Source organism: Microbacterium phyllosphaerae (assembly GCF_050628115.1).
Lineage (GTDB): Bacteria > Actinomycetota > Actinomycetes > Actinomycetales > Microbacteriaceae > Microbacterium > Microbacterium phyllosphaerae_A.
Genome location: NZ_CP192502.1, coordinates 3678930 through 3705678, shown reverse-complemented (window position 1 = coordinate 3705678; position 26749 = coordinate 3678930). Strand labels below are relative to the sequence as shown.

Here is a 26749-nt window from a genome sequence, read left to right as displayed (position 1 = left end):
GATAGGGTGCTACCCATGCGACTGACCAACGTCACGCACCTCCGCCTCCCGTTCGGACGGCTCTGGGGGTACGACGTGAGCGCGTCTGCGCTCGGGCGGCGCCTCCCCGTGTCTTTCGATCAGCGGATCCATGTCGGAGCCGGCGATCGACCGGGCTCCTGGATGGCGCTGTCGTTCCGGTTGCCTGCACCGACTCGGCGAGAGTCGATCGCCGAGGCATGGCTGGCTGTCATCGCTCGCCATGGCACGTTGCGATCGGCATTCGCGCCCGGTGCTGATGGCGATCCGATGCTGCACGAGGTCGAGATCGGCCCCGGAAGCTGGGTGGAGCATCAGGTCGGCTCTGGGCAGGCCGTCAACGATGCGTTGCGGGACATCCTCGATGCCGCGTGTTCGCCGTACCAGCGTCCTTCGCACCGCCTGTGTGTGCTGGAGACCGCTGCGGGGCTCACGGTGGTGATCGCCGCGGATCACGCGCACGTCGACATGTGGTCGATGCTGGTGATCGCACGCGATCTGTTGTCCGCCCTCGACGCCGGGAGGACCGGCGCGAAGCCGATGCCCGGGCCAGCGCCTGCCTTCGTCGAACACACTCAGGCGCTGCTGGATCGGGATGCTGCACCGGATCGGGTACGTCAGCGGTGGGCGGCCATCATCGCGGACAGCGGCGGCGTGATGCCGAAGTTCCCGCTGTCCCTGGGGGCTCCCGTGCCGCATCGTGAGCGCGTCGAAGTGCGCGATGTGTTCGATGTCGATGACGCCGCCGCGTTCGCTGCGCAGGCTCGCGACGACGGCGTCTCGACCCTGGCTCGCGCGGTGGTCGCGATGACCGCGGTCACCCGCGAGGTGGCGGGCACGGCGCTGCGAGCCGTCTTTCCCGTGCACAGCCGTTACGAGCAGGGCTGGCACGATTCGGTCGGCTGGTTCATCACCAATTCCGTCCTCGAATCGGAGCTCGCCGAACCGCACGCGGCGGCGGATGCGGTGAAGGAGGCGGTGCAGCTCGGTGCGTGGCCGCTCGCCGACGTCCTCGCTCCGTGGGGCGGCATGCCTGTGGCTCCCGGGATGTTCGCTATCTCGTGGCTCGACCTGCGCAGGCTGCCCGTGCGGATCGACTCCGTCGGGCTCGACGCCCAGTACGTCAGCGCGGCGACCGACACCGACGGCGTCATGCTGTGGTTCATCCTGGACGAGTCGGGTCTGCACCTGAGGTGCCGTTATCCCGACACTGCTGAGGCTCGCACCAACGTCGGCGGCTGGCTCGACCTGCTCGTCTCCCGGTTGCAGGCGGACGCGCGGTCCTCCGTTCGTGGACGGCTGCAGGCGGCGGACCGCACGTTCCGGATCGAGCGCGCGAGCCGCGATGACATCGCGGCCATTGCCGCACTGCTGTCCGACGATCCATTCGGTCCAGACCGTGAGGGCGTCGAGCTCGAACGGTATGAGGCGGGCTTCAGCGCAGTCACTCGCGACGCCTCCAACTATCTGGGTGTCGTCCGCGACAGCGCCGAGCGCATCGTCGCCACCATGCAGCTGACCGTCATCCCGGGGCTGTCCCGCGGTGGTGCGACCCGACTGCAGATCGAGGGTCTGCGAGTCGCCCCGGGCGAGAGGTCACGGGGTCTGGGCGCGGCGATGCTCGAGTGGGCGCACGATTTCGGTCGTGCACGGGGAGCACAGCTGTCACAGGTCACCACCGACGAGGCACGGGATCGGAGTCGTGCCTTCTACACGCGACTCGGATACCAGACGGCTCACGTCGGGCTCAAGAGGCAGATATAGCGCGCGTCTCTCCGCGGGCGAGCCCCTGTCCGATTCGCTCGTCTCACACGGCGAGTCGGTGTGGGTACTCCGCTGATCGTCCCTGGAAGCTCAGGATGCTCGGATTCTGGATCACTCCGTCGCGGATCTCGATCGCGCGTGTGAGCGTCGAGCTCTCGGCCCACGCGTCGGGGCCTTCGAGCACAGTGCGGAGGAAAGGCATGAGAGCTTCGCTGATGTCCCACGTGGCCGAGTTCCAGAGGTACGAGGGGCTGTGGTCCACGGCGTAGTAGTTGACGCCCTGACCCACCGTGAACATCGGCTCGTCGAACGTCGTCGGCGTCGCCCACTCGAAGCCCATGCCCTCGTCGCAGGAGACATCGATGATCAGGCTGCCCGAAGCGAACCGGGACAGGTCCTCGGTGCGCAGATATGTCAACGGGGCCGCGACATCCTGCAGGGTGCAGTTCACGACGATGTCGTAGGCCGCCAGGAAGTCGGGGAGCAGCACGGCGCCGTGCTCCGTCTCGACCTCGCTGAGGTGCGTGGGCCCCTCGTCAGTGTTCAATTGAGTCAGGTGGGAGTTGTGGATGGGGGAGCCCACGGCTGCCGCCCCGCGCTGAGTGAGGACTTCGATGTCGTGCACTCCGTGAGCGTTCAAGGCCGTCACGGCGCCGCGGGCCGTGGCGCCGAAGCCGATGACGGCAGCGCGGAGGCGGGGGCCGTAGTCTCCCGTCGAGCCGACGAGGCTCATCGCGTGGATGACCGAGCAGTATCCGGCCAGTTCGTTGTTCTTGTGGAAGACGTGCAGACTCATATCGCCCTGCGGTGTCCAATGGTTCATGGCCTCGAAGGCGATCAACGTGAGCCGGCTGTCGATGGCCGTCTGCGTGAGAGCGACGTCCTGCACGCAGTGCGGCCAGCCCCACAGGATGCCGCCTTCGCTGATCTCGGCGACATCCGTGAGCTGCGGCTTGGGCAGCAGGAGCACGTCTGCGGAGGCGAGAACGTCGGAGCGCGCGGCGACGCGGCCGACGCGAGACTCCACGTAGTCGGGCTCGAGCTGGAAATCGGCGCCGTACCCCTGTTCGACGATCATGCGAGCACGCACATCCGCGTCGATGCGATCGAGGTGACGGGGATGGATCGGGAGGCGTCGTTCGTTCTCCATCGAGGAGTTCGCCAGCAGGCCGAGGGTCAGAAGCTTCTGACCGGAGGTCGCTGTACGGACGGCGGACGAGCGTGTCGTGTCTGACAACGGGTTCCCATCTTCGGGGAACCAAGGTCAGCTCCTGGCCCGACTCTACGCCCCTGCGGCGGCTGAGGTGGCGCGGCCGATCCCCGCCTACGCGCTCGACTACGCTGGAAAGCGATCCCTGAACGTAGAACGAGGAGCCGCGCGCCCATGACCGACACCCAGATCTTCGAGCCAGAAGGCCGCGCCATCCCCTTCGTGGATGAGGGCGACGGGCCGGTCAAGCTCGTGCTGATCCAGGAGCGGGGGCTTGCAGCCGACGTTCTGGGCGTCGCCGCGCACTACCTCGCCGAGGAGGCAGGGTTCCATGTGCTGCGCATCGGCCACCGTGCCGGCGAGGCGACGCTCGACGAGCGCGTCGACGACGTCGTCGCCGTGATCGACCATGTCGGCATCGAAGACACCTGGGTCGGAGGCCACGGATTCGGTGGAACCATCGCTCGGGCACTGGTCGCAGCGCACGCGGACCGCGCGAACGGACTCCTGCTGCTGGGCGTCGAGGACGTCGACATCGAGGTGGCCCCCGCGATCCCCGTGCTGATCGTGCAGGGAACTGAAGACACCGACACTCCCGCCGCGAACGCCGAGGCGCTGCAGTCCGCGATACCCGACCGCTCGAGCATCAAGACGATCGCCGGCGATCACCTCTTCCCGATGCATCACCCGATCGAGACCGGCGTGATCATCGAGGAATACCTGGACTGGGACTGAACCCGGTGGCACCGGTCGAGCGCACCGTCGTCCTCGCGATCGACCTGCAGGTCGGGGTGATGCCCGGGTGTCACGACGAGCGCGGCGTGCTCTCGCGTGCAGCTGCGCTCATCGATCGCGCTCGCGCCGCTGACGTCCCCGTGGTCTGGGTGCATCACGACCCCGTCGGAGTGGGCACACCCGAGTGGGAACTCGCGGCGCCTCTTCATCGCGCCCAAGGGGAGCCGCTGGTGCGCAAGAGCTACCGCGATTCGTTCGCCGACACCACGCTGAGGCAGACGCTCGATGACATCGGTGCGACGCACCTGGTGATCACCGGAGCGCAGTCGGATTTCTGCGTGCGCACCACGATGCAGCGCGCGGCCGCCGAGGGGTACGACATCACGCTCGTGAGCGACGCGCACACCACCGGCGACACCGAATGGGACGGTGTGCCGATCTCGGGAGAGCAGATCGTCGCACACACGAACATGTACTTCTCGGGCCTGCGGTATCCGGGCCAGCGATTCGCGATCGCCGCACACGACCAGGTCGCGCTCTGAGGCGGGATCGCGCGGTCGGCTGACCGCGCTCCTGACAGACTGGTCTGATGACCGCAACCCTCGTCGCCCAGAATCTGGCAGGTGGCTATGGTCACCGCATCCTCTTCGAGGGCCTCGACCTGACCGTCGCTCCCGGAGACGTCGTCGGCGTCGTCGGCGCCAACGGCGCGGGCAAGTCCACGCTGCTCCGGATTCTCGCGGGGGTTCTTTCTCCCGCTGACGGAACGGTGTCTCTCGCACCGACCGACGCCTTCGTCGGCTGGCTGCCGCAGGAGCACGAGCGCGTCGAGGGTGAGACGGTGGCTGAGTACATCGCGCGCCGCACGGGGTGCGCCGCGGCAACGCGGGAGATGGATGCCGCGGCTGCCGCCTTGGGTGACCCCTCGCTCGCGCCCGCCGGCACGGATCCCGCCGACACGTACTCGCTGGCGCTCGACCGATGGCTCGCCAGCGGTGCCGCAGACCTCGATGAGCGCATCCCCGCGGTGCTGGCGGATCTGGGGCTCCCGAATGGTGGACGCGTAGCCGGGGACGCACTCATGACGGGACTGTCCGGAGGTCAGGCCGCACGCGTCGGACTGGCGGCCCTGCTGCTCTCGCGTTTCGACATCGTCTTCCTCGACGAACCGACCAACGATCTCGATCTCGACGGCCTGGATCGGCTGGAGTCCTTCGTGCGCGGGCTTCGCGGTGGCGTGGTGCTCGTCAGCCACGACCGCGAGTTCCTGGCGCGAAGCGTCACCCGGGTGCTCGAGCTCGACCTCGCGCAGAACTCCCATCGCGTGTATGGCGGCGGGTACGACGCTTACTCCGAGGAGCGCGCGGTGGTCCGCCGTCACCTGCGCGAGAAGTACGACGAGTTCGCCGACAAGAAGGCCGATCTCGTCGCCCGTGCCCGCACGCAGCGGGAGTGGTCGAGCCAGGGCGTGCGCAACGCGATGAAGAAGTCGCCCGATAACGACAAGATCAAACGCAAGGCGTCGATGGAGTCCAGTGAGAAGCAGGCGCAGAAGGTGCGTCAGATGGAGAGCCGGATCGCACGCCTCGACGAGGTCGAGGAGCCTCGCAAGGAGTGGCAGCTCGAGTTCACGATCGGCTCCGCGCCTCGCTCGGGCACCGTCGTGTCGACACTGAACTCCGCGGTCTTCCGCCAGGGCGATTTCGCTCTCGGTCCGCTGTCGCTGCAGGTCGACGCGGGAGACCGCATCGGGATCACCGGGCCGAACGGAGCAGGGAAGTCCACACTGCTGCGCGCGCTCCTCCAACGACAGGCGCCCGCCGAGGGGACTTCGACACTCGGAAGCAGCGTGCTGATCGGAGAGATCGATCAGGCGCGCTCGCTCCTGATCGGCGACGCTGCGCTCGCCGACGCGTTCGAGGCGCTGGTGCCCGAGATGTCAGCTGCCGAGGTGCGGACGCTGCTGGCCAAGTTCGGTCTCAGAGCCGACCATGTGACGAGGCCGGTGGACGAGCTCTCACCGGGGGAGCGCACGAGGGCAGCACTCGCCCTGCTGCAGGCGCGCGGGATCAACCTGCTTGTGCTCGACGAGCCCACCAACCACCTCGATCTTCCGGCGATCGAGCAGCTCGAGCAGGCCCTCGAGTCCTATACGGGCACGCTTCTGCTCGTCACGCACGACCGTCGGATGCTGGAGGCGGTGCAGACGAACCGCCGCTGGAGGGTGGAGGACGGACGGGTCGAAGAACGCTGAGTCTCAGCGACCCTGACGCTTCTTGTACGGCTTGGGCTGCCCCTTGACGATGGGCGCCCGCCCCTTGCCCTTCGAGGCCTTGGCTTTGCCGCCGGCCGGCGCCACGGTCTTCGGTGCGGGCGGGGGAGCGGCCGCGACAGTGGCCTGAGCCTCGACGAGGAACAGCTCCCCTACGCTCGTCAGGCGAGGCGTGCCCTCGCGGTTGATGAGAGTGTGGCCAACCTCTGCTTCGAGCTTGTCGAGAGAGGTGTAGAGCGAAGCCAGCGGGATGCCCAGCTCCTTCGCGGCTCGGGGGAAGTGCAGCGTCTCGGCGAGGACGACGTAGCGGCGGAGCAGTGCCAACTTCATGCGCGTGAACGGTCCTTCTCGAACCACGACGATCGCGGCTCTGGTTCTAACCTACGCGAGCCGGGGGCGCACACGCCCCGGACGCACGGATGCCGCGGCTCAATGAGCCGCGGCATCCGGGGAGTCTTCGTCAGGCGACCTTCGGGAGCACGGCGAAGGACACCGAGCCCTCGTCGTCGACTCCGGCATCCAGGACCTTGTCATCGAGGGCGGCTGCGGCTGTCTCATCGAGGAAGAGACGGGTGCCCGAGACCTCGACGACCTGATCCTCAGGCTCGGGATCCGGCGTGACCAGGACGGCGAGACGCGCGCCGCCGTCGGGCCCTGGTGCGGGCGTGGAGTGAATGCGGAGTCCTGCGTCGGTGGCGTCGGTCTGACGGCTGACGAGGGTGCTCACGATTGCGGTGGCGTTATCGGTGAGGGTGAGCACGAGACTCTCCTTCCGGTTGCGGTCACGACGCGGGTGCGACGTGTCCGGGCCACGATTCCCCACCCGGCGACGTGTTTCAACCCGACGCACCTGGTTCGGAGGGGTCTCCCACCTGATGCAGAGGTTTTCTCAGGAAAACCTGTTGGGTTCCGTCGCCCTGGGGCACGCGCTCGGCCTCCTCATATCCGCAGGACGTGTACAGACGGATGTTCGCCTCGCTCAGGCTGCCGGTGAAGAGCTCGGCCACACCTGCGGTCGACGCGCGTTCGGCCGCGTCGAGCAGCATGCGCCCGATGCCCTCTCCCTGCACGTCCGGCGCGATCGCGATCCGGCCGATCAGCAGCACGCCGTCGTCTTCCACGAACCGGATGACCCCGACCAGTCGCCCGTCCTTCCGCGCCGAGAGCCCACTGGTGGAACGCAGCTCCGCCTCCACCTCGGCCAGCGTCTGGGTGAGCGGAGGCATATCGGCGCTGCCGTAGATCTGCGCCTCCGACACGAACGCTGCGCGCTGCAGGGTGAGCACCTCGCCTGCATCTGACTCCGAGGTCGGTGCGATCACCACATCCGATGCATGATCGTCGATCTCGGTCTGTGCTCTCTCTGATTTCGTCACTGCGCCACGATCTGATGAGACCGAGGGGACTGTCAACCCCCTCGATACGGGCCGCGAGCGGAGCTAGCCTCGCAGTTTCCAACCCCAGGAGGACTCATGGCTGAGAAGAACACGTCCAAGAGCGCGTCCAAGACCGGCAACGCGCCCAAGCGCGGAGCGAAGACGACGAGGAGACAGAACGCGGAGAAGGGATTCACGGCGTCCCCCACCCTCGCCGCGAACCTGCAGCTCGTGCTCGTCGACCTGATCGAGCTCTCATTGCAGGGCAAGCAGGCGCATTGGAACGTCGTGGGACGCAACTTCCGGGACAACCACCGTCAGCTCGACGAGATCATCGATGCCGCGCGCACGTTCAGCGACACGGTCGCCGAGCGCATGCGGGCACTGCACGCCGTGCCCGATGGGCGCACCGACACGATCGCGGAGTCGACCTCGCTGCCCGCGTTCCCGATGGGCGAGGTGTCGACCACTGACACGATCGACCTCATCACCGCGCGCCTCGAGGCCACGATCGGCACCATCCGCGAGGTGCACGATGCCGTCGATGAGGAGGACCCCACATCGGCCGACATCCTGCACGCCGTGCTCGAGAGCCTGGAGCAGTTCGCCTGGATGGTGAGTGCCGAGAACCGGACTCCTGCGACCAGCTGATCCGACGGCTCAGGCTCGCTCGTCCTCCCGCCCCCGCTCGGCTTCTCGTCGGACGAGGCGCGGGAGGACGAGCCAGAGCAGGAGGACGCAGACCAGTGAGGAGACGAGTGCGATGAGTCCGGCGGCGCGATCGACCGTGAAGTCGACGATGAGCGTGGTGACACCGATGGTCAGTGCAGAGATCGCCACGAGATCGATCTTCACGATCCGAGCCGCCACGCGGACCAGTTCGGGCTTGCGACGTCGACCGAACAGCGCCCGGTGCATTCCGACCGGTGCAAGAGCCAAGATCGTCGCGAGTGCCGCGAGCCCGACGAGAATCACGTACAGGTCGCGCTGGACCTCGTCCATGTCCTCGAAGCGGGGAGTGAACGCGACGGCCAACAGGAAGCCTGTGAGGATCTGCGTTCCGGTCTGCATCACTCGCAGCTCCTGTAGGAGTTCCTCCCAGTTCCGGTCGGCGCGCTCGTTAGGGGTCTCGTCACGACCGTCGCGACGATCGTCGTGCTCTGGCGATGGCGCAGATCTGTGGGCGGGTTCCATCCAGTCAGTCTCGCGGCATGGTTCGGAATCTGTCCAGACTCTTGCGCGCACGCGTCGAAGGAGCACGAGATGACGCTTCCCCCGATCCGCGAGTGGTGGTCCGAGCTGTCGCTCGAGGCGAGACTGGAGGTGCTCGGGGAGACCTCCCCGCACCTCGGCGAGAGGACACGGGAAGAGATCAGGACGATCACCGGCGCGGTGGTCGGGATGGCGGAGACGCTGTCCGACGAGGACCTGGACTATGCGCGGGCCGAGGCCCGGTCGGAAGTCGACGCGGACGAACCCTCCTGAGACGACGCTGTCAGCTCTCGCCGTCCGCATGCTCTTCGCGCAGACGGGGCACGGTGCGGCGTTCGGGGCGGACTCCCGCCTTGTCGGCGTAGAAGGCGCGGATCCGGTCCATGTCGGAGGGGATGTCGCCGGTCAGATCGATCGTGGGTCCGAGGCCGGTCGTCATCATGGTGCGGTCGACGAACCCGAGCGTGACCGGCATCCCCGTCTCGCGCGCGATGCGGTAGAAGCCCGACTTCCAGTACTCGTTGCCACCGCGGGTGCCGTCGGGGGTGATGACGAGGCCGAACACGGTTCCCGAGTGAACCTGCGCCACCACGTCGGTGACGACGCGCGCGGGGTCCGCTCGGTCGACGGGGATGCCGCCGAGGCGGCGCATGATCGGGCCCCGCCATCCTCGGAAGAGGCTGCTCTTTCCGAGCCAGTGCACCTCGATGTCCAGGCGCCAGGCGATGGCCAGCATCAGCACGAAGTCCCAGTTCGACGTGTGCGGAGCGCCGATCAGGATCGTCGGGCGGGTGGGTGTGCCCTCAGCGGTGAGGGTCCAGCGGCTGAGCGTCCAGTACACGCGGGCGAGGAGTCGTTTGAGCACTCGTCAACCGTAGGGGAGTGCGGCTGTCCGTCCGCTGTCGATCGGCGTGTCGATTTCCGCGCCATCCGGTCTGAGCAGGCGTAGCATCTAATGATGGCCAAGACACAGGACTCCGTCGAGCAGGACGCGCCCGCCGCGCTCCAGCCGCTTCCGGACGCTCTGAACCTGCTCGAGAACGACTCCGCCGGGTACTGCAGCGGCGGCGTCTGCCATTTCTCTGCGCCGAAGACGCAGTAGCAGTCAGACGCCGCCGCTGCGGTGATCAGTGCGCGCCGTGCACTCCCCCGGCGATGTCATCTGCGGGCTTGCGCACGAACGCGCTGAGCGCGACGGCGGCGAGCGAGATGATCGCAGCGATCAGGAACGCCATTCGCGCACCCGGTGCGCCGGCCGCAGCCGTCGGCAGTCCTTCGGCCTCGCCGGCGTGCAGGATCGCCGAATACGTCACGGTGAGCACAGCCACGCCGGCCGCTCCACCGACCTGCTGGAGCGTGTTGAGCACAGCTGATCCGTGCGAGTACAGCGAACGCTGCAGGGATCCGAGCGAGGCGGAGAACAGCGGAGTGAACGACATCGCGAGTCCGACCGACATCGCGGCCTGCACGATGATCAGCACCCACCACACGGTGTGCTCGCCCACGGTCGAGTAGTAGAACAGCGCCGCCGAGACGAGGATCGTTCCGGGGATCAGCAGCGGACGGGTGCCGCGTGCGTCGTACACTCGGCCCATGATCGGACCGAGCAGACCCATCAGCACGGAACCCGGCAGCAGGATCAGTCCGGACTCGAGGGCGTTGAGGCCGGCGACGTTCTGCAGGTACTGAGGAAGGAGCGTCAGCGTGCCGAACATCGACAGCGCGAGGATCGTCATGATGATGACCGAGAAGGTGAAGTTCGCGGAACGGAACACGCGCAGGTCGAGCAGTGCGTCGTCGACGCGCTGCAGGATCAGCTGACGCCACACGAACAGCGCGAGTGCGACGGCGCCCACGACGAGCGCGACGATGCCCGCGGCCTCGCCGGATCCGCCCTCGCCGCCGAACTGACTGAGGCCGAAGACGATGCCACCGAATCCGAGAGCCGCCAGCGGGATGGAGAGCACGTCGAGAGGGACCTTGCGTGTCTCGCCGAGATTCGTCATCCACTTGGCGCCGATGAGGAGAGAGACGAGCGCGATCGGAAGGATGACCGCGAACAGTGCGCGCCAGTTGAGCGTCTCGAGGACGGCGCCGGCGAGCGTCGGGCCGATCGCGGGAGCGAGCGAGATGACGAGACCGACACGGCCCATCATCCGGCCACGCGACTGCGGCGGCACCACGTTCATGATCGTCGTCATGAGCAGCGGCATCATGATTCCGGTGCCGGCGGCCTGGATGACGCGGCCGGCGAGCAGCACCTCGAAGCCGGGCGCGACCAGCGCGACCAGGGTTCCGAGTGAGAACGAGATCATCGCCGCGATGAAGACCTGGCGCGTCGTGAAGCGCTGCAGGATGAAGCCGGTGGTCGGGATGACGACGGCCATCGTGAGCATGAACGCGCTCGTGAGCCACTGCCCGAGCTCGGGCGGGATGCCGAGATCTGCGTTCAGATGCGGGATCGCGATCCCCATCGTCGTCTCGTTGAGGATGGCGACGAACGCAGCGACGAGCAGGAGCCAGATCACCCGCATGTCGCTGCGAGAGATCTCCCCTCCTGACGACGCAGGGGGCGTGGTGATCGAACCGGTGTCGACGGCAGACATACGGCCTCCTAGGCACTGAAGAGGGGGAGATCGCGCGAGTGCGCGGGGACCATTCAGCGTAACCACAGGTTCGGACATTTCATTCCGGATCCGATCGAATCCGCTCTCAGCGGAGCATCGGGATGCCGCGGGCGACCCGGCGTCCGCCACCCTGACTACGCTGGCGACATGAGCATGGGTGGCGGTCGCGGCGGATTCCGCGGCGTGGACGAGAGCGCACAGCGTCGGCTCAATGCCGAGGCGCCGCGGATCAGCGGCCTCGGGGCCAGGGTCATCACCCTGTTCCGGCCGTACCGGTGGCGCATCTTCTGGACGGGCGTGCTGGTCGTCATCGGCGCCGGCATCGCGGTCATCCCGCCGCTGATCGTGCAGCGCATCTTCGATGACGCCCTCTTCCCCGTCGACGGCGGCGGTCCGCAGCTGCAGCTGCTCATCTGGCTCGTGTCCGCGATGGTCGGGCTGTTCCTGGTCTCCGCAGTCCTCGGCGTCGCCCAGACCTGGTTCACCTCGACGGTGGGCAACAGCGTCACCGGTGATCTGCGGGTACGGCTCTTCGAGCACCTGCAGGCGATGGAGCTCGGCTTCTTCACTCGCACGAAGACCGGGGTGATCCAGTCGAGGCTGCAGAACGACGTCGGCGGCGTATCCGGCGTGCTGACGAACACGGTCACCAGCATCCTCGGCAACGTGGTCACGGTGATCGCCTCGCTGGTCGCGATGATCCTGATCGATTGGCGGCTGACCCTGATCGCGGTCGTGCTGATGCCGTTCCTGATCATCGTGCAGCGACGCGTCGGCCAGGTGCGCGCGCGCATCGCAGGCGAGACGCAGGAGTCGCTGTCGGAACTGACCTCGATCACGCAGGAGACGCTGAGCGTGTCGGGCATGCTGCTGTCCAAGGCGTTCAACCGCCAGCGCACCGAATCCCAGCGCTACCAGGCGGAGAACCGCAACCAGGTGAAGCTCCAGGTGCGCAGGGCGATGAGCGGCCAGGGTTTCTTCGCCGTCGTCCAGGTGCTCATGGCGAGCGTGCCGGCCGTCATCTACCTCGTCTCCGGATACCTGATCGCGGGCGGTACCGGCGCGATCACGGCCGGGACCGTCGTCGCGTTCACCACCGTCCAGGCGAGACTGCTGCAGCCGCTGATGGGACTCATGCGGGTGTCGCTCGACCTTCAGACGTCGTCCGCGCTGTTCGCGCGCATCTTCGAGTACCTCGACCTGGTGCCGGAGATCCAGGACGCCCCGGATGCGACCACGGTCGCAGAAGCGCCGGGACCCCGTGGGCGGATCGAGTTCGACGACGTCGTCTTCCGCTATCCCGATGCCGCACCGGACGCGCGCCCCACGCTCCAGGGCGTCTCGTTCGTCGCGGAGCCCGGGAAGCACGTGGCGTTCGTGGGCCCCTCGGGCGCGGGCAAGACGACCGTGCTCTACCTCGCTCCGCGCCTGTACGAGGCGCACGGCGGGGCCGTGCTCTTCGCGGGGGCCGACGTCCGCACGCTCACGCAGGAGTCGATCATCGATCAGGTCGGGATCGTGTCACAGGAGACCTACCTCTTCCACGCGACGATCCGCGAGAACCTCCTGTACGCGAAGCCGGGTGCGACGGAGGACGAGGTGATCGCCGCCTGCGTCGCGGCTAACATCCATCACATCATCGCCGGATTCGAAGACGGTTACGACACGGTCGTCGGAGAGCGCGGTTACCGGCTCTCGGGCGGTGAGAAGCAGCGCATCGCGATCGCTCGCGTGCTGCTCAAGGACCCGCCCGTGCTGCTGCTCGACGAGGCCACATCGGCTCTCGACACCGTCTCCGAGCGCGTCGTGCAGGAGGCGCTGGACGAGGCGGCCAAGGGCCGCACGACCCTGACGATCGCACATCGGTTGTCGACGGTGATCGGCGCTGACGTCATCCACGTGCTCGAGGCAGGACAGATCGTCGAGTCAGGCACCCATGCCGAGCTCATCGCACGTGGCGGACTCTATGCCGAGCTCGCCGCGCAGCAGGTCGCAGCTTCTCGGGTGATCGAGACGGAGACGGTCATCGAGGAGGCCGTGGCCGGGGGAGTGAGCGCCGCGCTCGCCGAACGGCGGGCCGACCGCGCGCCGGAGGACTCTGCCGGAGCGGATGCGGTCGCGACACTGACGGCCTCGGTGCCGCTGCTCGACGCTCCGCGCGCCGACGAGAGGGTGTACCCGGCAGAGGGCTGAGCGCTGTCGGTGCACGGAGCTGGTCTCAGTGCACGGAGCTGGTCTCAGTGCACGGAGCTGGTCTCAGTGCACGGAGAGCCCGCCGTCGATGAACAGCGACTGACCTGTGACGTAGCTCGACCCCGCACCCGCCAGGAAGACGGCGGCTGCCGCGAAGTCCGAGGGCAGGCCGTTGCGACCGATCATCGTACGCGCGGCGAGGGCGGCGATCTGAGCGGGGTCCTCCTGCAGCCGGGCGTTCAGCGGTGTGAGCACGAACCCGGGGACGAGCGTGTTGCTCGTGACGCCGGTGCCGCCCCAGGCCTCGGCCTCGGACCGCATCAGCGACTCCACTGCGCCCTTGGACACACCGTAGATCCCGCTGCCGACGAAGGCACGGTGCGCCTGCTGCGAGCTGATGTGGATCAGCCGACCGTATCCGCGCTCGGCCATACCCACGCCGTAACGCTGCCCGAGCAGGAACGGTGCGAGGGCGTTGACGGTCATCGTCGCATCCCAGTCGTCCTCGGTGATCTCGGCGAAGGGCGGACGGATGTTGATACCGGCGGAGTTCACGAGGATGTCCGGCTCCCCGAACGGCACTGTGGCAGCTTCCGCCACGGCACGGATCCCCTCCCGGGTGCTGAGATCGCCGACGACGCCCGTTGCCCGGCATCCGGCATCCGTGAGCTCGGCGACGGTCGCATCGACCCTGGTCTCGCCGCGAGCGACGATCACGGTCGAGGCCCCCGCCTTCGCGAGTGCCGTGGCGATGCCGCGACCGATGCCGGAGCTGCCGCCGGTCACGACCGCCGTGCGGCCGTCGAGCGAGAAGAGGTCGGCGAGGTAGCCGTTCATGAGTCTCCTGGGAGTGCTCTCACCATGCCAGGGCAGCGGTGAGAGCGGGATCGGGGCGGGCATCGGCGTATTCGGGCAGCGCCTGGATCTCGGCGGCGAACGACTCCACGTCGCCGGCGTAGCGGGGATCGGGATGGGTGGCGGCGATCTCGAGGAGCGGCGGCAGGTCCATCGCGAGGATCAGTTCGAGTCGTGCGGTCACGGCGGCGTGCGCACCGGCGTCATGCAGCACGCGGATGCCTCCGCGGAGCGCGCGGAGATAGTCGCGGAGCACCGGAAGCTGCGCGCGGCCCTGGGTGATCGAGGTGCCGTCGGCCCGCAGCCGCCACCGGACGACCGTGTCCGGGATCACATCGAAAGCGCGTGCGCGCGTGTACATGAGCTGAGCGACCACCTGATCCTCGTAGGCGACCCCCTCGGGGAACCGCAGGTCGCTCCAGAACTCGGTGCGGCTGATCTTCGACCAGGCGACGATGTTCGCGCTGGCATGGGGGTGCTCGACGATCGTGGTTCCGAGTCGCGCCGGCGACGTGGCTGCCTCGACCCAGGGCTGCACGCGTCCCGGGATGTAGCGTTCGCCGTCGAAGCGCGAGCGCACGTAGGCACCGGCCACGAAGTCGCTCCCCGTCTCGATGAGGGTTCCGATGAGACGCTCGAGCGCGGTAGGGGTCAGCTCGTCGTCGCCGTCGAGGAACCCGACCAGAGGAGTGTCGACGAGATCCACACCCACGTTCCGCGCAGCACCGAGGCCGCGCGACGCCTCATGCCGCACCGCACGGAAGCGCGGGTCGGATGCCGCGGCCGCGGCGAAGATCTCGGCTGTATCGTCGGTCGAGCCGTCGTCGATGAGGATCGCATGCCACCGATTCTCGGTCTGCGCACGCAGCGAATCGAGTGCGGCCGGGGCGAAGCCGGCGATGTCGCGGCCGGGGACGATCAGGGTCACGATCGGGGCGGGGGCGGTCACCAGCCGAGTCTATGGCCGTGTACGAAGGTCTGGGCTCTCAGTCGTCTCGCCTCTCAGACACCTACGACGGCGCGCACCGACTCTGCCACGAGGGCTGCGAGGCGATCGGGAAGATCGTCGGGCAGCGGGGCATGACCGAAGGTGAACCGCACGGAGCTCTGCGCGACGGAGGGGGCGATGCCGCAGGAGAGCAGCACGTGCGACGGCTCGTCGCTTCCGGCGGCGCACGCCGAACCGCTCGACGACACCACGCCCCGGCGCTCCAGCTCGAGCAGCACGGCCTCGCCGCTCACCCCCGTGAAAGTGAAGCTCGCGGTTCCGGGGAGCCGCCTGACCGGATCTCCCGTGAGCGCGGCATGGGGAACGGCTGCGAGCACGGCGGCGATGAAACGCTGCGTCGCCGCTCCGACGAGGGCGCCGACGGTGCCGCGCTCCGCCTCGGCGAGCTCCAATGCCACGGCGAGGCCGACCGCCCCTGCGACGTTCTCCGTCCCCGACCGGCGTCCCCGCTCCTGACCGCCCCCGTGCAGGAGCGGTTCGAGGGGGACCCGGCCGCGCACGGCGAGGGCGCCGATCCCCTTGGGTGCTCCGAGCTTGTGCCCGGCGATCGCGATCGCATCCGCCCCGAGACCTGTGAGCGGCAGCCACCCCGCCGACTGCACCGCATCGACGTGCAGCGGAACGCCGGCTGCGCGGGTCACCTCCGCGAGCGAGGCCACGTCCTGGACAGTGCCGATCTCGTTGTTGGCGTGTCCGAGGGCGACCAGCGCGGTGTTCCGGCGGATGGCCTCTCGCAGGGATGCCACGGAGACCCGGCCGTGCGAGTCCACCGCCGCCGCAGTGACCTCGACGTCGTGGAAGCGTCGCAGGTAGTCCGCGGACTCCAGGATCGACTCGTGCTCGATCGGCGAGATCACCAGATGGCGGCGGTCGTCCGCGAGAGCGGCGAGTACGATCCCCTTGACCGCGAGGTTGTTCGCCTCAGTGCCGCCCGCGGTGAACACGACATCGCCGGCGCGCATCCCCAGCACACGCGCGACCCGCGACCTCGCATCGTCGAGCGCGCTCGCCGCAGCCTCGCCGTAGGTGTGGTGGCTGGAGGGGTTGCCGAACACGCCGGTGAGGTACGGGCGCATCGCATCGAGCACCTCCGGGCGGACCGGAGAGGTCGCAGCGTGATCGAGGTAGAGCATCGGGGTCAGTCGATCCGCACGTCCAGGCCGAGATCGAGCGCGCGCGCCGAGTGGGTGAGCGCGCCGACCGAGATCACATCGACCCCGGTGCTCGCGATGTCGCCGACCGTGTCGAGGGTCACCCCGCCGGACGCTTCGACCTGCGCGCGGTCGCCGATCAACGCCACACCCGCCCGGAGATCCTCGAGCGAGAAGTTGTCGAGCAGCACGGTGTGCGCTCCGCCGTCGAGCACGGCCCGGATCTGATCGAGCCGGTCGACCTCGACGACCACGTGGGTGGTATGGGGCAGGCGGGACAGCGCCTCGCGCAGGGCGGTGGCGAGGTCGACACCCGAGCGCTGCAGCACGGCGAGATGGTTGTCCTTGGCCATCACGGCGTCCGACAGCGAGTAGCGGTGGTTGTGCCCGCGGCCGGAGACCACGGCGTGACGCTCGAAGGCGCGCAGGCCCGGGGTGGTCTTGCGGGTGTCGGCGATGCGAGCCGAGGTCCCCTCGATCGCCCGCACATAGGCATCGGTCAGGGTGGCGATGCCGCTCATCCGCTGCGCGAAATTCAGCGCGACACGCTCCGCAGTGAGGATGCCGCGGGCCGAACCCGAGACCGAGGCCAGTACGTCACCGGGCGCGAAGCGATCGCCGTCGCCGACGTGCACATCGATCGTGATCGACGGATCCGTGAGAGCGAAGGCGGCCGAGATGACCTCACCGCCGCTGAAGATCCCGGCTTCCCTGGCGACCAGGTCGGCGGTGGCGGTGGCGTCAGCGGCAAGCAGCGTCGTGCTGGTGAGGTCGCCCCACGGTGCGTCCTCCTCGAGGGCGGCGCCGACGACGCGGGCGATGAGTGCGCGAGTGAGCATCAGACGGTCTCCAGAAGGGGCGAGGCGACGGGGTCGCGGTAGTGGGCGCCGACCGATTCGGTGCGGGCGAGGGCGGCGGATGCCGTGGCCTCGGCGAGCAGGAGCAGATTCGCGTCCTCGCGCTCGGCGACCGTGACGGGTGCGGGCGCCGTGGACCGCCAGCGGATCACGGCGTCGAGAGCGTGCTCGAGCCCCTCGTCCGTGCGGAGGAGCCCGACGTCATCCCACATCAGCCGCTGCAGTACGGAGCGACTGAACGGACTGCCGTCCGGGCGCGGTCGGGTGCGGCAAGTGCCGGCTGTGGATGCGCTGCGAGCATCCGTGGGGACGTGGGCGGGGACTGGCTTCCATGGCTTGCCCACGGCGGTCGCCGCGCGCGCGCCGAAGACAGCGCCCTCCAGCAGCGAGTTCGAGGCGAGCCGGTTCGCGCCGTGCACGCCGGTGCGGGCGACCTCGCCGACTGCGAAGAGGCCGGGGATCGACGTGCGGCCGTCGAGGTCGGTGACGACCCCGCCCATCAGATAGTGCGCGGCCGGGGTCACCGGAATGGGATGAATGGCCCAGTCGAAGCCGCGCTCGCGCGTCACCCGGTCGATCGTCGGGAAGCGGCGCGCCAGCACGCGTTCGCCCAGCATCGTGGCGTCGAGACGCACCGGGGAGTCCTGAGCTGCGGCCTGCCGCGCGAGCGCCCGGGACACGACGTCGCGGGGAGCCAGCTCGCCGTCGGGGTGGCTGTCGAAGGCGAAACGGCGACCGTCGACGTCGATGAGTGTCGCGCCCTCGCCGCGTACCGCCTCGGAGATCAGGAACGCCGGCCCCTCGGCGAGGACCGTCGGGTGGAACTGCATGAACTCCAGATCTGCGACGACCGCTCCCGCGCGCAGAGCGGCGGCGATGCCGTCGCCGGTGGTTCCCTCCGGGTTCGTGGTGTGCGCGTAGAGGTGACCGGCGCCGCCCGTGGCGAGAATCACCGCATCGGCCTCGAGGTCTGAGAGCGCACCCCCGACGAGCACGCGGACTCCGCACGCGACGCCGCCCACGATCATCAGGTCGGCGAGGAACGCGCCCTCGACCACCGTGATGGCGGCACGCCGGGTGGCGGCGACGAGCGCGCCCGCGATCGCGGCACCGGTCGCATCCCCACCGGCATGCACGATGCGGGCATGCCGATGCGCTGCCTCGCGTCCGAGGAGCAGTTCGCCATCGGGGCCGCGGTCGAACGCGACGCCTCTGGCGATCAGCTCGGCGATCCTCGCGGCGGCGTCGTGTACGAGCACGTCGACCGCAGCGCTGTCGGACAGCCCTGCTCCCGCGTCGATCGTGTCTGCGGCGTGCTGAGCTGCGGAGTCCGCCGGGCCGTACATCCCGGCGACGCCGCCCTGCGCGAACCCGGTGCATCCGTCGCCGAGCACCCCCTTCGTCACGACCGTCACCGCGTGCCCCGCCTCGTGGGCATGCAGTGCGGCGGTGAGGCCGGCGATTCCCGAGCCGACGACGACGACGTTCATCGGGCGCTCGCCATCACCGGCGGCTTCGCCGCCAGCATCCGCTCGAGAGCGACCCGCGCGGGGTCGGCCACGTCCGAAGTCACCGTGATCCGGTTGGGAGTGCGGCCTGCCACGAGCTCCTCCAGCACCCACGCCAGGTATCCGGGGTGGATGCGGTACATCGTCGAGCACGGGCACACCACGGGGTCGAGGCAGAAGATCTCGTGCTGCGGGAACTGCGCGGCCAGCCGGCGTACGAGGTTGATCTCGGTGCCGATCGCGAAGGTAGTGGGCTCTGTCGCGGCGGCGATCGCCCGGCGGATGTAGTCCGTGGAGCCTGCCTCGTCTGCGGCGTCCACGACGTCCATCGGGCACTCCGGGTGCACGATGACGCGCACGTCGGGGTGCTCCGCCCTCGCCTGGTCGATCTGAGCCACCGTGAAGCGCCGGTGCACCGAGCAGAACCCGTGCCACAGGATGACGCGCGAATCGAGCAGATCGGATGCCGTGGAGCCGCCGAGCGCCTTGCGCGGGTTCCACATCGGCATCTGCTCGAGCGGCACGCCCATCGCCTTCGCGGTGTTGCGCCCCAGATGCTGATCGGGGAAGAACAGCACCCGCCGACCGCGCTCGAACGCCCACTCGAGCACCGTCTGCGCGTTCGACGAGGTGCAGACGATCCCGCCGTGCCGGCCGACGAAGCCCTTGATCGCGGCAGAGGAGTTCATGTACGTGACGGGAATCACCGGCACTCGGCCGCTCTCATCCGGAGCGTCGAGATCACCCAGGACCTCGGCGAGCTGTTCCCAGCAGTCCTCGACCTGATCGATGTCGGCCATGTCGGCCATCGAGCATCCGGCGGCGAGGTTCGGCAGGATGACCGCCTGGTCGGGGCCGGAGAGCAGGTCGGCGGTCTCTGCCATGAAATGCACGCCGCAGAAGACGATGGCCTCGGCATCCGGTCGCTCCTTCGCCGCGGTCGCGAGCTGGAACGAGTCGCCCACGTAGTCGGCGTGACGCACGACCTCCTCGCGCTGGTAGAAGTGTCCCAGCACGACGGCTCGGTCGCCGAGCGTGGCCTTCGCCGCACGTATGCGCTCGTCGAGTTCGTCTTCGCTCGCCTCGCGATAGTCCACCGGCAGCTCGCCCTGACGCGGTGCTCCGGTCGGGATGACGTCACCCATCGAGGATCCGGGACCGTATCCGGGGCGTGCGTCGAAGTCCCAGGGGCCGGACGCGAGGTCGGTCGTGCAGGTCGCGTCGGTCGACGCGCCCGAGACGATCGACTGGATCGCGTGGTCGACCGAGGCGTCGAGAAGCTGGACGGTCGGGGTCGGAACGAAGGTGGTGCTCATCGAGTGCTCGTTTCCTCGGGGCCGAGGGGGCCGTGATCGGCCAGCTCGACATCGGTGTTGTAGCGGTACAGGCGGGCGGGGCGGTGGCTGCCGGTGCGGAACTGATCGGTGGGGAGGAGATTGCCGGCGGACTCGACCTGTCGGCGGAAGTTGGCCGGGTCGAGGTGCTTGCCGAGGATCGCCTCGTAGGCCTCTCGAAGGTCGGCCAGAGTGAACTCCGCCGGCAGGAAGCCGTGCGCGACCCGGCTGTAGCCGACCTTGCTTCGCAGGCGCCAGAGGGCGTAGTCGACGATCTTGCGGTGATCGAAGGCGAGCGGCGGCACGTCGCCGAGATCGAACCAGCGGACATTCTCGGGGGCGAGACCGGATGCGCGATGCGCGGCGCTCTGCGCATCGACCTCGTCCTGGCGGAGCAGCGCCCAGTAGACGATCGACACGACGCGCGTGGGGGAGCGGTCGACGGCCCCGAACGCGTAGAGCTGCTCGAGATAGCTGGGCGTGAGACCCGTGGTCTCGGCGAGTGTGCGGGCGGCGGCGTCCACCGGCGATTCGGTCGGGGTCAGCCAGCCTCCGGGAAGCGCCCATTGATCGGCGAACGGCTCGCGGGTGCGCAGCACCAGCGGCAACGCGAGCACAGCCGCGCCGTCCTCGGTGCGACGCAGCGTCAGGATCACCGTCGACACGGCCACGTCGATGCCCCTGGTTTGAGTCATATCTACCTTAACCTCCGAGATCGATCTTAGTGTCATCGAGACTCTTAGTGCACCTCTGTGACGGACGGGTCCCGAGGCCGAAACGTTATACGCCAGCGTTCTGAACCCTTGTCGCCCGCATGGCTATTTGTTAGGTTACTGTCCTAACAAATCCCTTTCACGGGATCTGTCGCGAGTTCCGATCTGGGACTCGGCTCCATCCCGGAGATCCCTCCTGCAGTGCAGCACCGAGAGGAAATACAGAATGATCCGTAACGGAAGGCGCAAGATCGCGCTCACCGCTGTGGCGGGGGCATCCGTCCTCGCCCTGGGTTTGACGGCCTGTGGCGCAGGCGGCGGCAGCGAGGGGAGCGGTGGCGATGGCGACCGGGCTCTTCGCGTGTGGGCCGGCAGCCAGACCCCCATCACCGCGAACTACAACCCGTTCGCACCGACCGTGCTCCATGGCGCGCTCGGTCCCATCTATGAGCCGCTGTTCTTCTTCAACAAGACGGCGGACTCCGAGCCCGTCGGCCTGATCGGCGATTCGTACGAGTACAACGAGGACGGCACGGTGATCACGGTCACCATCAAGCCCGATCTGAAGTGGAGCGACGGCGAGCCTCTCACCGCCGCCGACGTGGCGTTCTCGTTCACCTACGAGGCCAACAACCCCGAGGGCAACGGTCTCGTCTCCGCCGAGGCGACTGACGACACCACCGTCGTCCTCACCTACACCAGCGCGCAGTACACGACCGAGTTCCAGCGTCTCGGCTCGACCTACATCCTTCCCGAGCACGTCTGGTCGGAGGTCACCGACTTCGCCAACTTCGCGAACGAGGATCCGGTGGGCTCGGGCGCGTACGTCGTCGACAAGACGACGAGCGAGTCGTACACGCTCGTCGCCAACGAGAACTTCCGCGATGCCGACGATCTCGGCGTCAAGAAGGTCCAGTACATCGCCGTCGACAACAACCAGACCGCGCAGGATCTGCTCGCCGCCGGCAAGCTCGACTGGACGGGTATGTTCATCCCGAATCCGGACGACGTCACGGGCAACGGCGCGATCGAGTGGATCAACACGCCGCAGGACCCGACTGTGCTCTACACCTGCTCGAACGCCGAGCTCGGCTGCACCGGTCCCCAGACCGATGTCGCCGTGCGTCAGGCGCTCAACGTCGCCATCGACCGCGCGGCGATCAAGGACAAGGCGTTCGTCGGGCTGACCGGCGACATCTCGCCGACGTTCGCGCTGCTCCCGCGTGACGAGAAGTGGGTGGCGGACCCGGCCAACGAGGTCAGCCCGCAGGAGGCGAACGCCGCAGAGGCGGGCGAGATCCTCGAGGCTGCCGGTTACACCAAGGACGGCGACTACTACTCCAAGGACGGGAAGCCGCTCGAGCTCAGCCTGATCTCGGTCGACGGCTGGACCGACTACAACGATGCCGCGAAGCTGATCGCAGAGCAGGCCGAGGCGGCCGGCATCAAGGTCACCGCGTCGACCGTGCAGTGGCAGGAATTCTCCGATGCCCGTCAGGGCGGGGACTTCCAGCTGATCGTCGGCGGTGTCATCGGCACGTCGGTCGCCGATCCGTTCCAGATCTACCGCGACTGGTTCGGCGGCACAACGGTCGGATCCACCGCAGCCGTGGGGTCGGAGGTACCGGCCGGGCGCTGGAACTTCAGCCGCTACAGCAACCCGGTCGTCGATGAGGCGGTCCAGGCCGCGATCAGCACCAACGACGAGGCGGAGAAGAAGGCGCTGTACGGAACGATCCAGACCGAGATCGTCCGCGACCTTCCTTACATCCCGCTCGTGATCAACGCCACGCAGACCTTCTACAACACGAAGGACTTCACCGGCTGGCCGACGGAGGAGGACCTCTACGCCTTCCCGCCGTCCTGGGGAGCGATCGCGGCGGGATACATCCTGACGCAGCTCGAGCCGGCGAACTAACCGAATGACGTCGGGGGAGCAGGAAGCACGGTCAGTGACATGAAGTTCTATGCACGAAGAATCGGGTTCTACGCATTCACGCTGTGGGCCGCGATCTCACTCAACTTCCTGCTTCCCCGGCTCATGCCGGGGAACCCGGCGGACATCATGATCGCCAAGATGCAGCGTGCGGGCGGCGAGGTCTCCGAGACCACGATCCGCAACATCAAGCTGCTGCTCGGCGGTGATGACTCCTCCCTCTGGGACCAGTACATCGCGTACTGGGGGCGCATGTTCCAGGGCGACCTGGGCATCTCCGTCACGAAGTTCCCGGCCCCGGTGAGTGAGTTGATCGGGCAGGCTCTGCCGTGGACGCTCATCCTCGTCGGCACCGTGACCGTGATCTCGTTCGTGCTCGGCGTCGTGCTCGGCGCCTGGGCCGGATGGAAACGCGGAACGTGGGTCGATCACCTGATCCCGGCGACCACCGTGCTGCAGTCCATTCCGTACTTCTGGATGGCGCTCCTCCTCGTCTCGGTGTTCGCGGTCGGACTCGGCTGGTTCCCGATCTTCGGCGGCTACGACGTGTTCGACTTCCCGGACGGCCCCGAGCCGACCTGGGCGTTCTTCGCGGATGCGCTCTCGCACGCGATCCTTCCTGCGATCACCATCGTGATCTCGTCGGTGGGTGGCTGGATGTTCGGGATGCGCAACATGATGGTGCAGACCATGGCCGAGGACTACGTGCTCACGGCCGAGGCCAAGGGGCTCCGTCCTCGTCGCATCATGACGACGTACGCGGCTCGCAACGCCGCGATCCCGTCGATCGCAGGCTTCTCGATCACCTTGGGGTTCGTGGTGGCGGGTTCCATCGTCATGGAGCAGGTGTTCACGTACCCGGGCATCGGCAAGCTGATGTTCCAGGCGGTCACGAACAACGACTATGCGCTGATGCAGGGGCTCTTCCTCGTCATCACCATCACGGTGCTCGCCGCCAACTTCATCATGGACCTCGTCTATGGCTTCATCGACCCGAGGGCTCGCCAGAATGTCTGACACCGAGAACACAGTGCTGATCACGAAGGATCAGCCCATGACCCAGCCAGCGAGCACGATCTCGCTCGCGACGCAGCGCGGCCGCAAGCGCCGCCGAGTGCTCCCGACGACCTCGCCGAAGTTCATCGCCGGGGCGGTGATCGTGATCGCGATCGTGCTGTTCGCGATCATCGCGCCGATCTTCTCGCAGAACCCTCGGAGCACCGACAACCCTGCTCTGCTCCCGCCGTCGCCGGAGCACTGGCTCGGCACCACCAAACTCGGCAACGACATGTTCGCCCAGCTCGCGATCGGCGCTCAGGGATCGCTCCTGGTCGGTGTGGTCGCCGGCGGCATCGCCATCATCCTGTCGCTGCTGTTCGGCGTCCTCGCGGGGTACCTCGGCGGCTGGCGCGAGGACACGCTCGCCCTGCTCACGAATGTGATGATCGTGATCCCCGGCCTGCCGCTGGTGATGGTGATCTCCTCCTTCGTCCCGCAGCGCAGCTGGCAGCTCGTCGCGTTCGTGCTCGGCATCACCTCCTGGGCCGGTGCGGCCTATGTACTCCGACTGCAGACGCGATCGCTGCGCACCCGCGACTACGTCTACGCGTCCAAGGTCGCGGGGGAGCGATCCTTCCGCGTCATCCTGGTCGAGATCATGCCGAACCTGCTGCCGCTGCTCACGGCGCAGTTCCTCTTCGCGATCATCTTCGCGATCCTCGGCGAGGCAGGCCTGTCGTACCTCGGCCTCGGGCCGAACTCGTCCATCACCTGGGGCACCATCCTCAACGACGCGCAGTCGGGGCAGGCGCTCGGGCGAGGGGCCTGGTGGTGGTTCGTGCCGCCGGGAATCATGATCGCCATGCTCGGCGCGGGGCTCTCACTCATCAACTTCGCGATCGACGAGGTCATCAACCCCAAGCTGCGCAATGCGCCGGACGCCGCTCGTCGTGTGCGCAAGGCCGCCAAGACGAAGGGGATCGCCGCATGAGCGCTCCGGATGCCGTGCTCACCGCACGCGACGTGTCGATCGAGTACGAAGTGGATCCGCCCGTGAAGGCGGTGCGCAACGTCTCGCTCACCCTCAATCGAGGAGAGATCCTCGGCCTGGCCGGCGAATCGGGCTGTGGCAAGACCACCCTCGCCTACGGTATGAATCGGCTGCTCAAGGCGCCGGCACTCATGACGAGCGGCGAGATCGTGTTCCACGACCGCGACGGCCACGACATCGACATCGTCGCACTCGACGGAGACGGCCTGCGCGCCTTCCGTTGGGACAAGATCTCGATGGTGTTCCAGGGGGCGATGAACTCGCTCAACCCGGTGATCAGCGTCAAGGCGCAGATCTTCGACATCTTCGAGACCCACCGCCCCGGCATGTCCAAGAAGGACAGACAGGCCAGGGCCGAGGAGCTGCTGACGCTGGTCGGTGTCGACCCCTCGCGGTTGACGAGCTTCCCGCACGAGCTGTCCGGCGGCATGCGGCAGCGGATGATGATCGCGATGGCGCTCGCGCTGGACCCCCAGGTGATGATCATGGACGAGCCCACCACCGCGCTCGACGTGGTCGTGCAGCGGGGGATCATCCGCGAGATCATGCGGCTGCGCGAGCGGCTGGGGTTCGCAGTGATCTTCATCACGCACGACCTGCCGATGCTGATCGAGATCAGCGACAGGATCGCCGTGATGCTGCAGGGGCAGATCGTGGAGGAGGGCACAGCGGAGGAGATCTACCGCACGCCCCAGCACGAGTACACGAAGAAGCTGCTGTCGAGCTTCCCGAGTCTGACCGGTGAGCGCGGCGACTTCGTCCGCACCGGCAGCCAGCCCAGTCAGGAGGAGATCCGATGAGTGCTCCCACCCTCGAAGCCCGCAATCTGGTGAAGGACTTCACCCTGCGATCAGGGCTCAGGACCTCGATCCTGCACGCCGTCAAGGACGTCTCGTTCACGATCGAGGCGGGGAAGACGGTCGCCCTCGTCGGCGAGTCGGGGTCGGGCAAGTCGACGATCGCCCGGATGCTGATGAAGCTCGAGACGCCGACGAGCGGGCAGATCCTGCTCGACGGCAGCGACTCGGGGATGCGGGGCCGCGCGGTCGAGGAGTACCGGTCGCAGGTGCAGATGGTCTTCCAGGATCCGTTCGCCTCGCTGAACCCGTTCCACACGATCATCCACCACCTGGAGCGCCCGATCAGGCTCCACCATCCGAAGCTCTCCGGCGCAGAGGTTCGGGCGCGCGCGATCGAGCTGCTCGAGCGGGTGCGACTGTCACCGGGGGAGAGCTTCGCCGAGCGCCGCCCGCATGAGCTGTCCGGTGGGCAGCGGCAGCGGGTGGCCATCGCGCGGGCACTCGCCCCGGGGGCGCGGTTCATCGTCGCGGATGAGCCGGTCTCGATGCTCGACGTCTCGATCCGGCTCGGGGTGCTCAACCTGCTGGCCGATCTGCAGCGGGAGGAGAACCTCGGCGTGCTGTACATCACGCACGATCTCGCGACGGCCCGCCACTTCAGCGACGAGATCATGGTCCTCTACAAGGGCGACGTCGTCGAGCGGGGGCCAGCAGACGAAGTCATCCTCGATCCGCAGCACGACTACACGAAGACGCTGTTGGGCGCAGCGCCCGAGCCGGAGAACCTCGGCCGCCTCCGTGACGAGGTGCGGGCAGAGCTCGCCGGCCGCTGAGCACCCTTCCGGTCGCACTCTGTGTCGCCGACGATCCGTTCGCGCGACACGAAGTGCGACCGGAATGCCGCCTGTCTCGGCGAGGGCGACCCGCTAGACTGAACGCACAAGTGAAGACAGGCCGAATGACCCACGCGGGAGAGCCCCGGCGAACGCAGCCGGGCACCGAAGGAGCAAGCCTCCCCGCCAATCTCTCAGGTACGCGTACCGCGCGGTTCCGGCCACTCTGAAAAGCGATTTCCAGCGAAGCGAGAAATCGGGTTGAGCGAGGCCGCCGGAGGCGCCCGAGCCGAAAC

At 67.9% G+C, this 26749-nt stretch carries 27 protein-coding genes and 1 riboswitch; of the genes, 13 read left to right on the top strand and 14 right to left on the bottom strand.

Features of this window, described 5'->3' with window-relative positions:
- The first annotated feature begins 15 nt into the window (after positions 1-15).
- Positions 16-1782, top strand: a complete 1767-nt coding sequence (locus tag ACQ4LY_RS17785; protein WP_431073687.1) for a GNAT family N-acetyltransferase — start codon at positions 16-18, stop codon at positions 1780-1782.
- A gap of 43 nt (positions 1783-1825) precedes the next feature.
- On the opposite strand, the gene ACQ4LY_RS17780 is transcribed toward ACQ4LY_RS17785, so the two are convergent.
- Positions 1826-2932 (bottom strand): N(5)-(carboxyethyl)ornithine synthase, encoded by a 1107-nt coding sequence (locus tag ACQ4LY_RS17780; RefSeq protein WP_431075722.1) that lies wholly within the window; start codon positions 2930-2932, stop codon positions 1826-1828.
- Positions 2933-3166: 234 nt separating this feature from the next.
- On the opposite strand from ACQ4LY_RS17780, the gene ACQ4LY_RS17775 reads away from it, so the two are divergent.
- Genes ACQ4LY_RS17775 through ACQ4LY_RS17765 form a run of 3 tightly spaced genes read left to right on the top strand, consistent with a single transcriptional unit; the run spans position 3167 to position 5981 of the window.
- Positions 3167-3727: an alpha/beta fold hydrolase gene (locus tag ACQ4LY_RS17775; protein ID WP_431073685.1), complete on the top strand. Its 561-nt coding sequence runs from the start codon at positions 3167-3169 to the stop codon at positions 3725-3727.
- Between the two features lie 5 nt (positions 3728-3732).
- Positions 3733-4269: an isochorismatase family protein gene (locus tag ACQ4LY_RS17770; RefSeq protein WP_431073683.1), complete on the top strand. Its 537-nt coding sequence runs from the start codon at positions 3733-3735 to the stop codon at positions 4267-4269.
- A gap of 47 nt (positions 4270-4316) precedes the next feature.
- Positions 4317-5981: an ABC-F family ATP-binding cassette domain-containing protein gene (locus tag ACQ4LY_RS17765; RefSeq protein WP_431073681.1), complete on the top strand. Its 1665-nt coding sequence runs from the start codon at positions 4317-4319 to the stop codon at positions 5979-5981.
- Positions 5982-5984: 3 nt separating this feature from the next.
- On the opposite strand, the gene ACQ4LY_RS17760 is transcribed toward ACQ4LY_RS17765, so the two are convergent.
- The 3 genes from ACQ4LY_RS17760 to ACQ4LY_RS17750 all read right to left on the bottom strand — a co-directional run bounded on the left by ACQ4LY_RS17760 (position 5985) and on the right by ACQ4LY_RS17750 (position 7375).
- The gene (locus ACQ4LY_RS17760; protein WP_431073679.1) at positions 5985-6329 is read right to left on the bottom strand and encodes a LysR family transcriptional regulator; all 345 of its coding nucleotides are present in this window, start codon (positions 6327-6329) and stop codon (positions 5985-5987) included.
- Positions 6330-6459: 130 nt separating this feature from the next.
- Positions 6460-6759 (bottom strand): Fe-S cluster assembly protein HesB, encoded by a 300-nt coding sequence (locus ACQ4LY_RS17755; protein ID WP_431073677.1) that lies wholly within the window; start codon positions 6757-6759, stop codon positions 6460-6462.
- A 76-nt stretch (positions 6760-6835) separates the two neighbouring features.
- On the bottom strand, positions 6836-7375 hold the full coding sequence (locus ACQ4LY_RS17750; RefSeq protein ID WP_431073675.1) for a GNAT family N-acetyltransferase: 540 nt from the start codon (positions 7373-7375) through the stop codon (positions 6836-6838).
- 96 nt (positions 7376-7471) lie between these two features.
- On the opposite strand from ACQ4LY_RS17750, the gene ACQ4LY_RS17745 reads away from it, so the two are divergent.
- Complete coding sequence (locus ACQ4LY_RS17745; protein WP_431073673.1) at positions 7472-8026, top strand: Dps family protein; 555 nt, start codon at positions 7472-7474, stop codon at positions 8024-8026.
- A gap of 9 nt (positions 8027-8035) precedes the next feature.
- Here ACQ4LY_RS17745 and ACQ4LY_RS17740 read toward each other — a convergent pair whose 3' ends face one another.
- A complete protein-coding gene (locus tag ACQ4LY_RS17740; protein ID WP_431073671.1) occupies positions 8036-8449 on the bottom strand; it encodes a DUF6328 family protein in 414 nt (137 codons plus the stop codon).
- 189 nt (positions 8450-8638) lie between these two features.
- Between ACQ4LY_RS17740 and ACQ4LY_RS17735 the strand changes: the two genes are divergently transcribed.
- On the top strand, positions 8639-8860 hold the full coding sequence (locus ACQ4LY_RS17735) for a hypothetical protein (protein WP_431073669.1): 222 nt from the start codon (positions 8639-8641) through the stop codon (positions 8858-8860).
- 10 nt (positions 8861-8870) lie between these two features.
- On the opposite strand, the gene ACQ4LY_RS17730 is transcribed toward ACQ4LY_RS17735, so the two are convergent.
- A complete protein-coding gene (locus ACQ4LY_RS17730; protein ID WP_431073667.1) occupies positions 8871-9452 on the bottom strand; it encodes a 1-acyl-sn-glycerol-3-phosphate acyltransferase in 582 nt (193 codons plus the stop codon).
- Positions 9453-9545: 93 nt separating this feature from the next.
- Between ACQ4LY_RS17730 and ACQ4LY_RS17725 the strand changes: the two genes are divergently transcribed.
- Positions 9546-9689: a hypothetical protein gene (locus ACQ4LY_RS17725; RefSeq protein WP_431073665.1), complete on the top strand. Its 144-nt coding sequence runs from the start codon at positions 9546-9548 to the stop codon at positions 9687-9689.
- Positions 9690-9714: 25 nt separating this feature from the next.
- Here the strand turns inward: ACQ4LY_RS17725 and ACQ4LY_RS17720 are convergent, their stop codons facing one another.
- Positions 9715-11193: an MDR family MFS transporter gene (locus ACQ4LY_RS17720; protein WP_431073663.1), complete on the bottom strand. Its 1479-nt coding sequence runs from the start codon at positions 11191-11193 to the stop codon at positions 9715-9717.
- Between the two features lie 174 nt (positions 11194-11367).
- Here ACQ4LY_RS17720 and ACQ4LY_RS17715 point away from each other — a divergent pair, with 174 nt between their 5' ends.
- Positions 11368-13407: an ABC transporter ATP-binding protein gene (locus ACQ4LY_RS17715; RefSeq protein ID WP_431075721.1), complete on the top strand. Its 2040-nt coding sequence runs from the start codon at positions 11368-11370 to the stop codon at positions 13405-13407.
- A gap of 63 nt (positions 13408-13470) precedes the next feature.
- Here ACQ4LY_RS17715 and ACQ4LY_RS17710 read toward each other — a convergent pair whose 3' ends face one another.
- From ACQ4LY_RS17710 to ACQ4LY_RS17680, 7 genes are read right to left on the bottom strand one after another with little or no spacing between them, the layout of a single operon-like run.
- On the bottom strand, positions 13471-14244 hold the full coding sequence (locus ACQ4LY_RS17710; RefSeq protein WP_431073661.1) for an SDR family NAD(P)-dependent oxidoreductase: 774 nt from the start codon (positions 14242-14244) through the stop codon (positions 13471-13473).
- Between the two features lie 19 nt (positions 14245-14263).
- On the bottom strand, positions 14264-15211 hold the full coding sequence (locus ACQ4LY_RS17705; protein ID WP_431073659.1) for a glycosyltransferase family 2 protein: 948 nt from the start codon (positions 15209-15211) through the stop codon (positions 14264-14266).
- A 53-nt stretch (positions 15212-15264) separates the two neighbouring features.
- On the bottom strand, positions 15265-16404 hold the full coding sequence (locus tag ACQ4LY_RS17700; protein WP_431073657.1) for a cysteine desulfurase family protein: 1140 nt from the start codon (positions 16402-16404) through the stop codon (positions 15265-15267).
- A gap of 5 nt (positions 16405-16409) precedes the next feature.
- Positions 16410-17261, bottom strand: coding sequence for a carboxylating nicotinate-nucleotide diphosphorylase (nadC, locus tag ACQ4LY_RS17695; protein WP_431073655.1), 852 nt, complete (start codon positions 17259-17261; stop codon positions 16410-16412).
- On the bottom strand, positions 17261-18769 hold the full coding sequence (nadB, locus tag ACQ4LY_RS17690; protein ID WP_431073653.1) for an L-aspartate oxidase: 1509 nt from the start codon (positions 18767-18769) through the stop codon (positions 17261-17263). The genes nadC and nadB overlap by 1 nt, the downstream gene beginning before the upstream one ends.
- Entirely contained in the window at positions 18766-20103 is a 1338-nt protein-coding gene (gene nadA / locus ACQ4LY_RS17685; protein ID WP_431073651.1) for a quinolinate synthase NadA, read from the bottom strand. Before nadA ends, nadB begins: the two co-directional genes overlap by 4 nt.
- Positions 20100-20816, bottom strand: coding sequence for an NUDIX hydrolase (locus ACQ4LY_RS17680; protein WP_431073649.1), 717 nt, complete (start codon positions 20814-20816; stop codon positions 20100-20102). Before ACQ4LY_RS17680 ends, nadA begins: the two co-directional genes overlap by 4 nt.
- A gap of 244 nt (positions 20817-21060) precedes the next feature.
- Here ACQ4LY_RS17680 and ACQ4LY_RS17675 point away from each other — a divergent pair, with 244 nt between their 5' ends.
- From ACQ4LY_RS17675 to ACQ4LY_RS17655, 5 genes are read left to right on the top strand one after another with little or no spacing between them, the layout of a single operon-like run.
- Positions 21061-22752, top strand: a complete 1692-nt coding sequence (locus ACQ4LY_RS17675; RefSeq protein WP_431073647.1) for an ABC transporter substrate-binding protein — start codon at positions 21061-21063, stop codon at positions 22750-22752.
- Positions 22753-22791: 39 nt separating this feature from the next.
- A complete protein-coding gene (locus ACQ4LY_RS17670) occupies positions 22792-23787 on the top strand; it encodes an ABC transporter permease (RefSeq protein ID WP_431073645.1) in 996 nt (331 codons plus the stop codon).
- Positions 23780-24760: an ABC transporter permease gene (locus ACQ4LY_RS17665; protein WP_431073643.1), complete on the top strand. Its 981-nt coding sequence runs from the start codon at positions 23780-23782 to the stop codon at positions 24758-24760. Before ACQ4LY_RS17670 ends, ACQ4LY_RS17665 begins: the two co-directional genes overlap by 8 nt.
- Positions 24757-25620, top strand: a complete 864-nt coding sequence (locus ACQ4LY_RS17660) for an ABC transporter ATP-binding protein (RefSeq protein ID WP_431073641.1) — start codon at positions 24757-24759, stop codon at positions 25618-25620. Before ACQ4LY_RS17665 ends, ACQ4LY_RS17660 begins: the two co-directional genes overlap by 4 nt.
- Positions 25617-26453: an ABC transporter ATP-binding protein gene (locus ACQ4LY_RS17655; protein WP_431073639.1), complete on the top strand. Its 837-nt coding sequence runs from the start codon at positions 25617-25619 to the stop codon at positions 26451-26453. The genes ACQ4LY_RS17660 and ACQ4LY_RS17655 overlap by 4 nt, the downstream gene beginning before the upstream one ends.
- A 125-nt stretch (positions 26454-26578) precedes the next feature.
- Positions 26579-26673: riboswitch (glycine riboswitch) on the top strand.
- Positions 26674-26749: the final 76 nt, after the last annotated feature.

Excerpts from the sequence above, each read along its gene's own strand:
- ACQ4LY_RS17785 (WP_431073687.1), top strand. The coding sequence starts at position 16 with ATGCGACTGACCAACGTCACGCACCTCCGCCTCCCGTTCGGACGGCTC.
- ACQ4LY_RS17780 (WP_431075722.1), bottom strand. The coding sequence starts at position 2,932 with ATGGAGAACGAACGACGCCTCCCGATCCATCCCCGTCACCTCGATCGC.
- ACQ4LY_RS17775 (WP_431073685.1), top strand. The coding sequence starts at position 3,167 with ATGACCGACACCCAGATCTTCGAGCCAGAAGGCCGCGCCATCCCCTTC.
- ACQ4LY_RS17765 (WP_431073681.1), top strand. The coding sequence starts at position 4,317 with ATGACCGCAACCCTCGTCGCCCAGAATCTGGCAGGTGGCTATGGTCAC.
- ACQ4LY_RS17760 (WP_431073679.1), bottom strand. The coding sequence starts at position 6,329 with ATGAAGTTGGCACTGCTCCGCCGCTACGTCGTCCTCGCCGAGACGCTG.
- ACQ4LY_RS17745 (WP_431073673.1), top strand. The coding sequence starts at position 7,472 with ATGGCTGAGAAGAACACGTCCAAGAGCGCGTCCAAGACCGGCAACGCG.
- ACQ4LY_RS17735 (WP_431073669.1), top strand. The coding sequence starts at position 8,639 with ATGACGCTTCCCCCGATCCGCGAGTGGTGGTCCGAGCTGTCGCTCGAG.
- ACQ4LY_RS17725 (WP_431073665.1), top strand. The coding sequence starts at position 9,546 with ATGGCCAAGACACAGGACTCCGTCGAGCAGGACGCGCCCGCCGCGCTC.
- ACQ4LY_RS17720 (WP_431073663.1), bottom strand. The coding sequence starts at position 11,193 with ATGTCTGCCGTCGACACCGGTTCGATCACCACGCCCCCTGCGTCGTCA.
- ACQ4LY_RS17715 (WP_431075721.1), top strand. The coding sequence starts at position 11,368 with ATGGGTGGCGGTCGCGGCGGATTCCGCGGCGTGGACGAGAGCGCACAG.
- ACQ4LY_RS17710 (WP_431073661.1), bottom strand. The coding sequence starts at position 14,244 with ATGAACGGCTACCTCGCCGACCTCTTCTCGCTCGACGGCCGCACGGCG.
- ACQ4LY_RS17700 (WP_431073657.1), bottom strand. The coding sequence starts at position 16,404 with ATGCTCTACCTCGATCACGCTGCGACCTCTCCGGTCCGCCCGGAGGTG.
- nadC (WP_431073655.1), bottom strand. The coding sequence starts at position 17,261 with ATGCTCACTCGCGCACTCATCGCCCGCGTCGTCGGCGCCGCCCTCGAG.
- nadB (WP_431073653.1), bottom strand. The coding sequence starts at position 18,769 with ATGAACGTCGTCGTCGTCGGCTCGGGAATCGCCGGCCTCACCGCCGCA.
- nadA (WP_431073651.1), bottom strand. The coding sequence starts at position 20,103 with ATGAGCACCACCTTCGTTCCGACCCCGACCGTCCAGCTTCTCGACGCC.
- ACQ4LY_RS17680 (WP_431073649.1), bottom strand. The coding sequence starts at position 20,816 with ATGACTCAAACCAGGGGCATCGACGTGGCCGTGTCGACGGTGATCCTG.
- ACQ4LY_RS17675 (WP_431073647.1), top strand. The coding sequence starts at position 21,061 with ATGATCCGTAACGGAAGGCGCAAGATCGCGCTCACCGCTGTGGCGGGG.
- ACQ4LY_RS17670 (WP_431073645.1), top strand. The coding sequence starts at position 22,792 with ATGAAGTTCTATGCACGAAGAATCGGGTTCTACGCATTCACGCTGTGG.
- ACQ4LY_RS17665 (WP_431073643.1), top strand. The coding sequence starts at position 23,780 with ATGTCTGACACCGAGAACACAGTGCTGATCACGAAGGATCAGCCCATG.
- ACQ4LY_RS17660 (WP_431073641.1), top strand. The coding sequence starts at position 24,757 with ATGAGCGCTCCGGATGCCGTGCTCACCGCACGCGACGTGTCGATCGAG.
- ACQ4LY_RS17655 (WP_431073639.1), top strand. The coding sequence starts at position 25,617 with ATGAGTGCTCCCACCCTCGAAGCCCGCAATCTGGTGAAGGACTTCACC.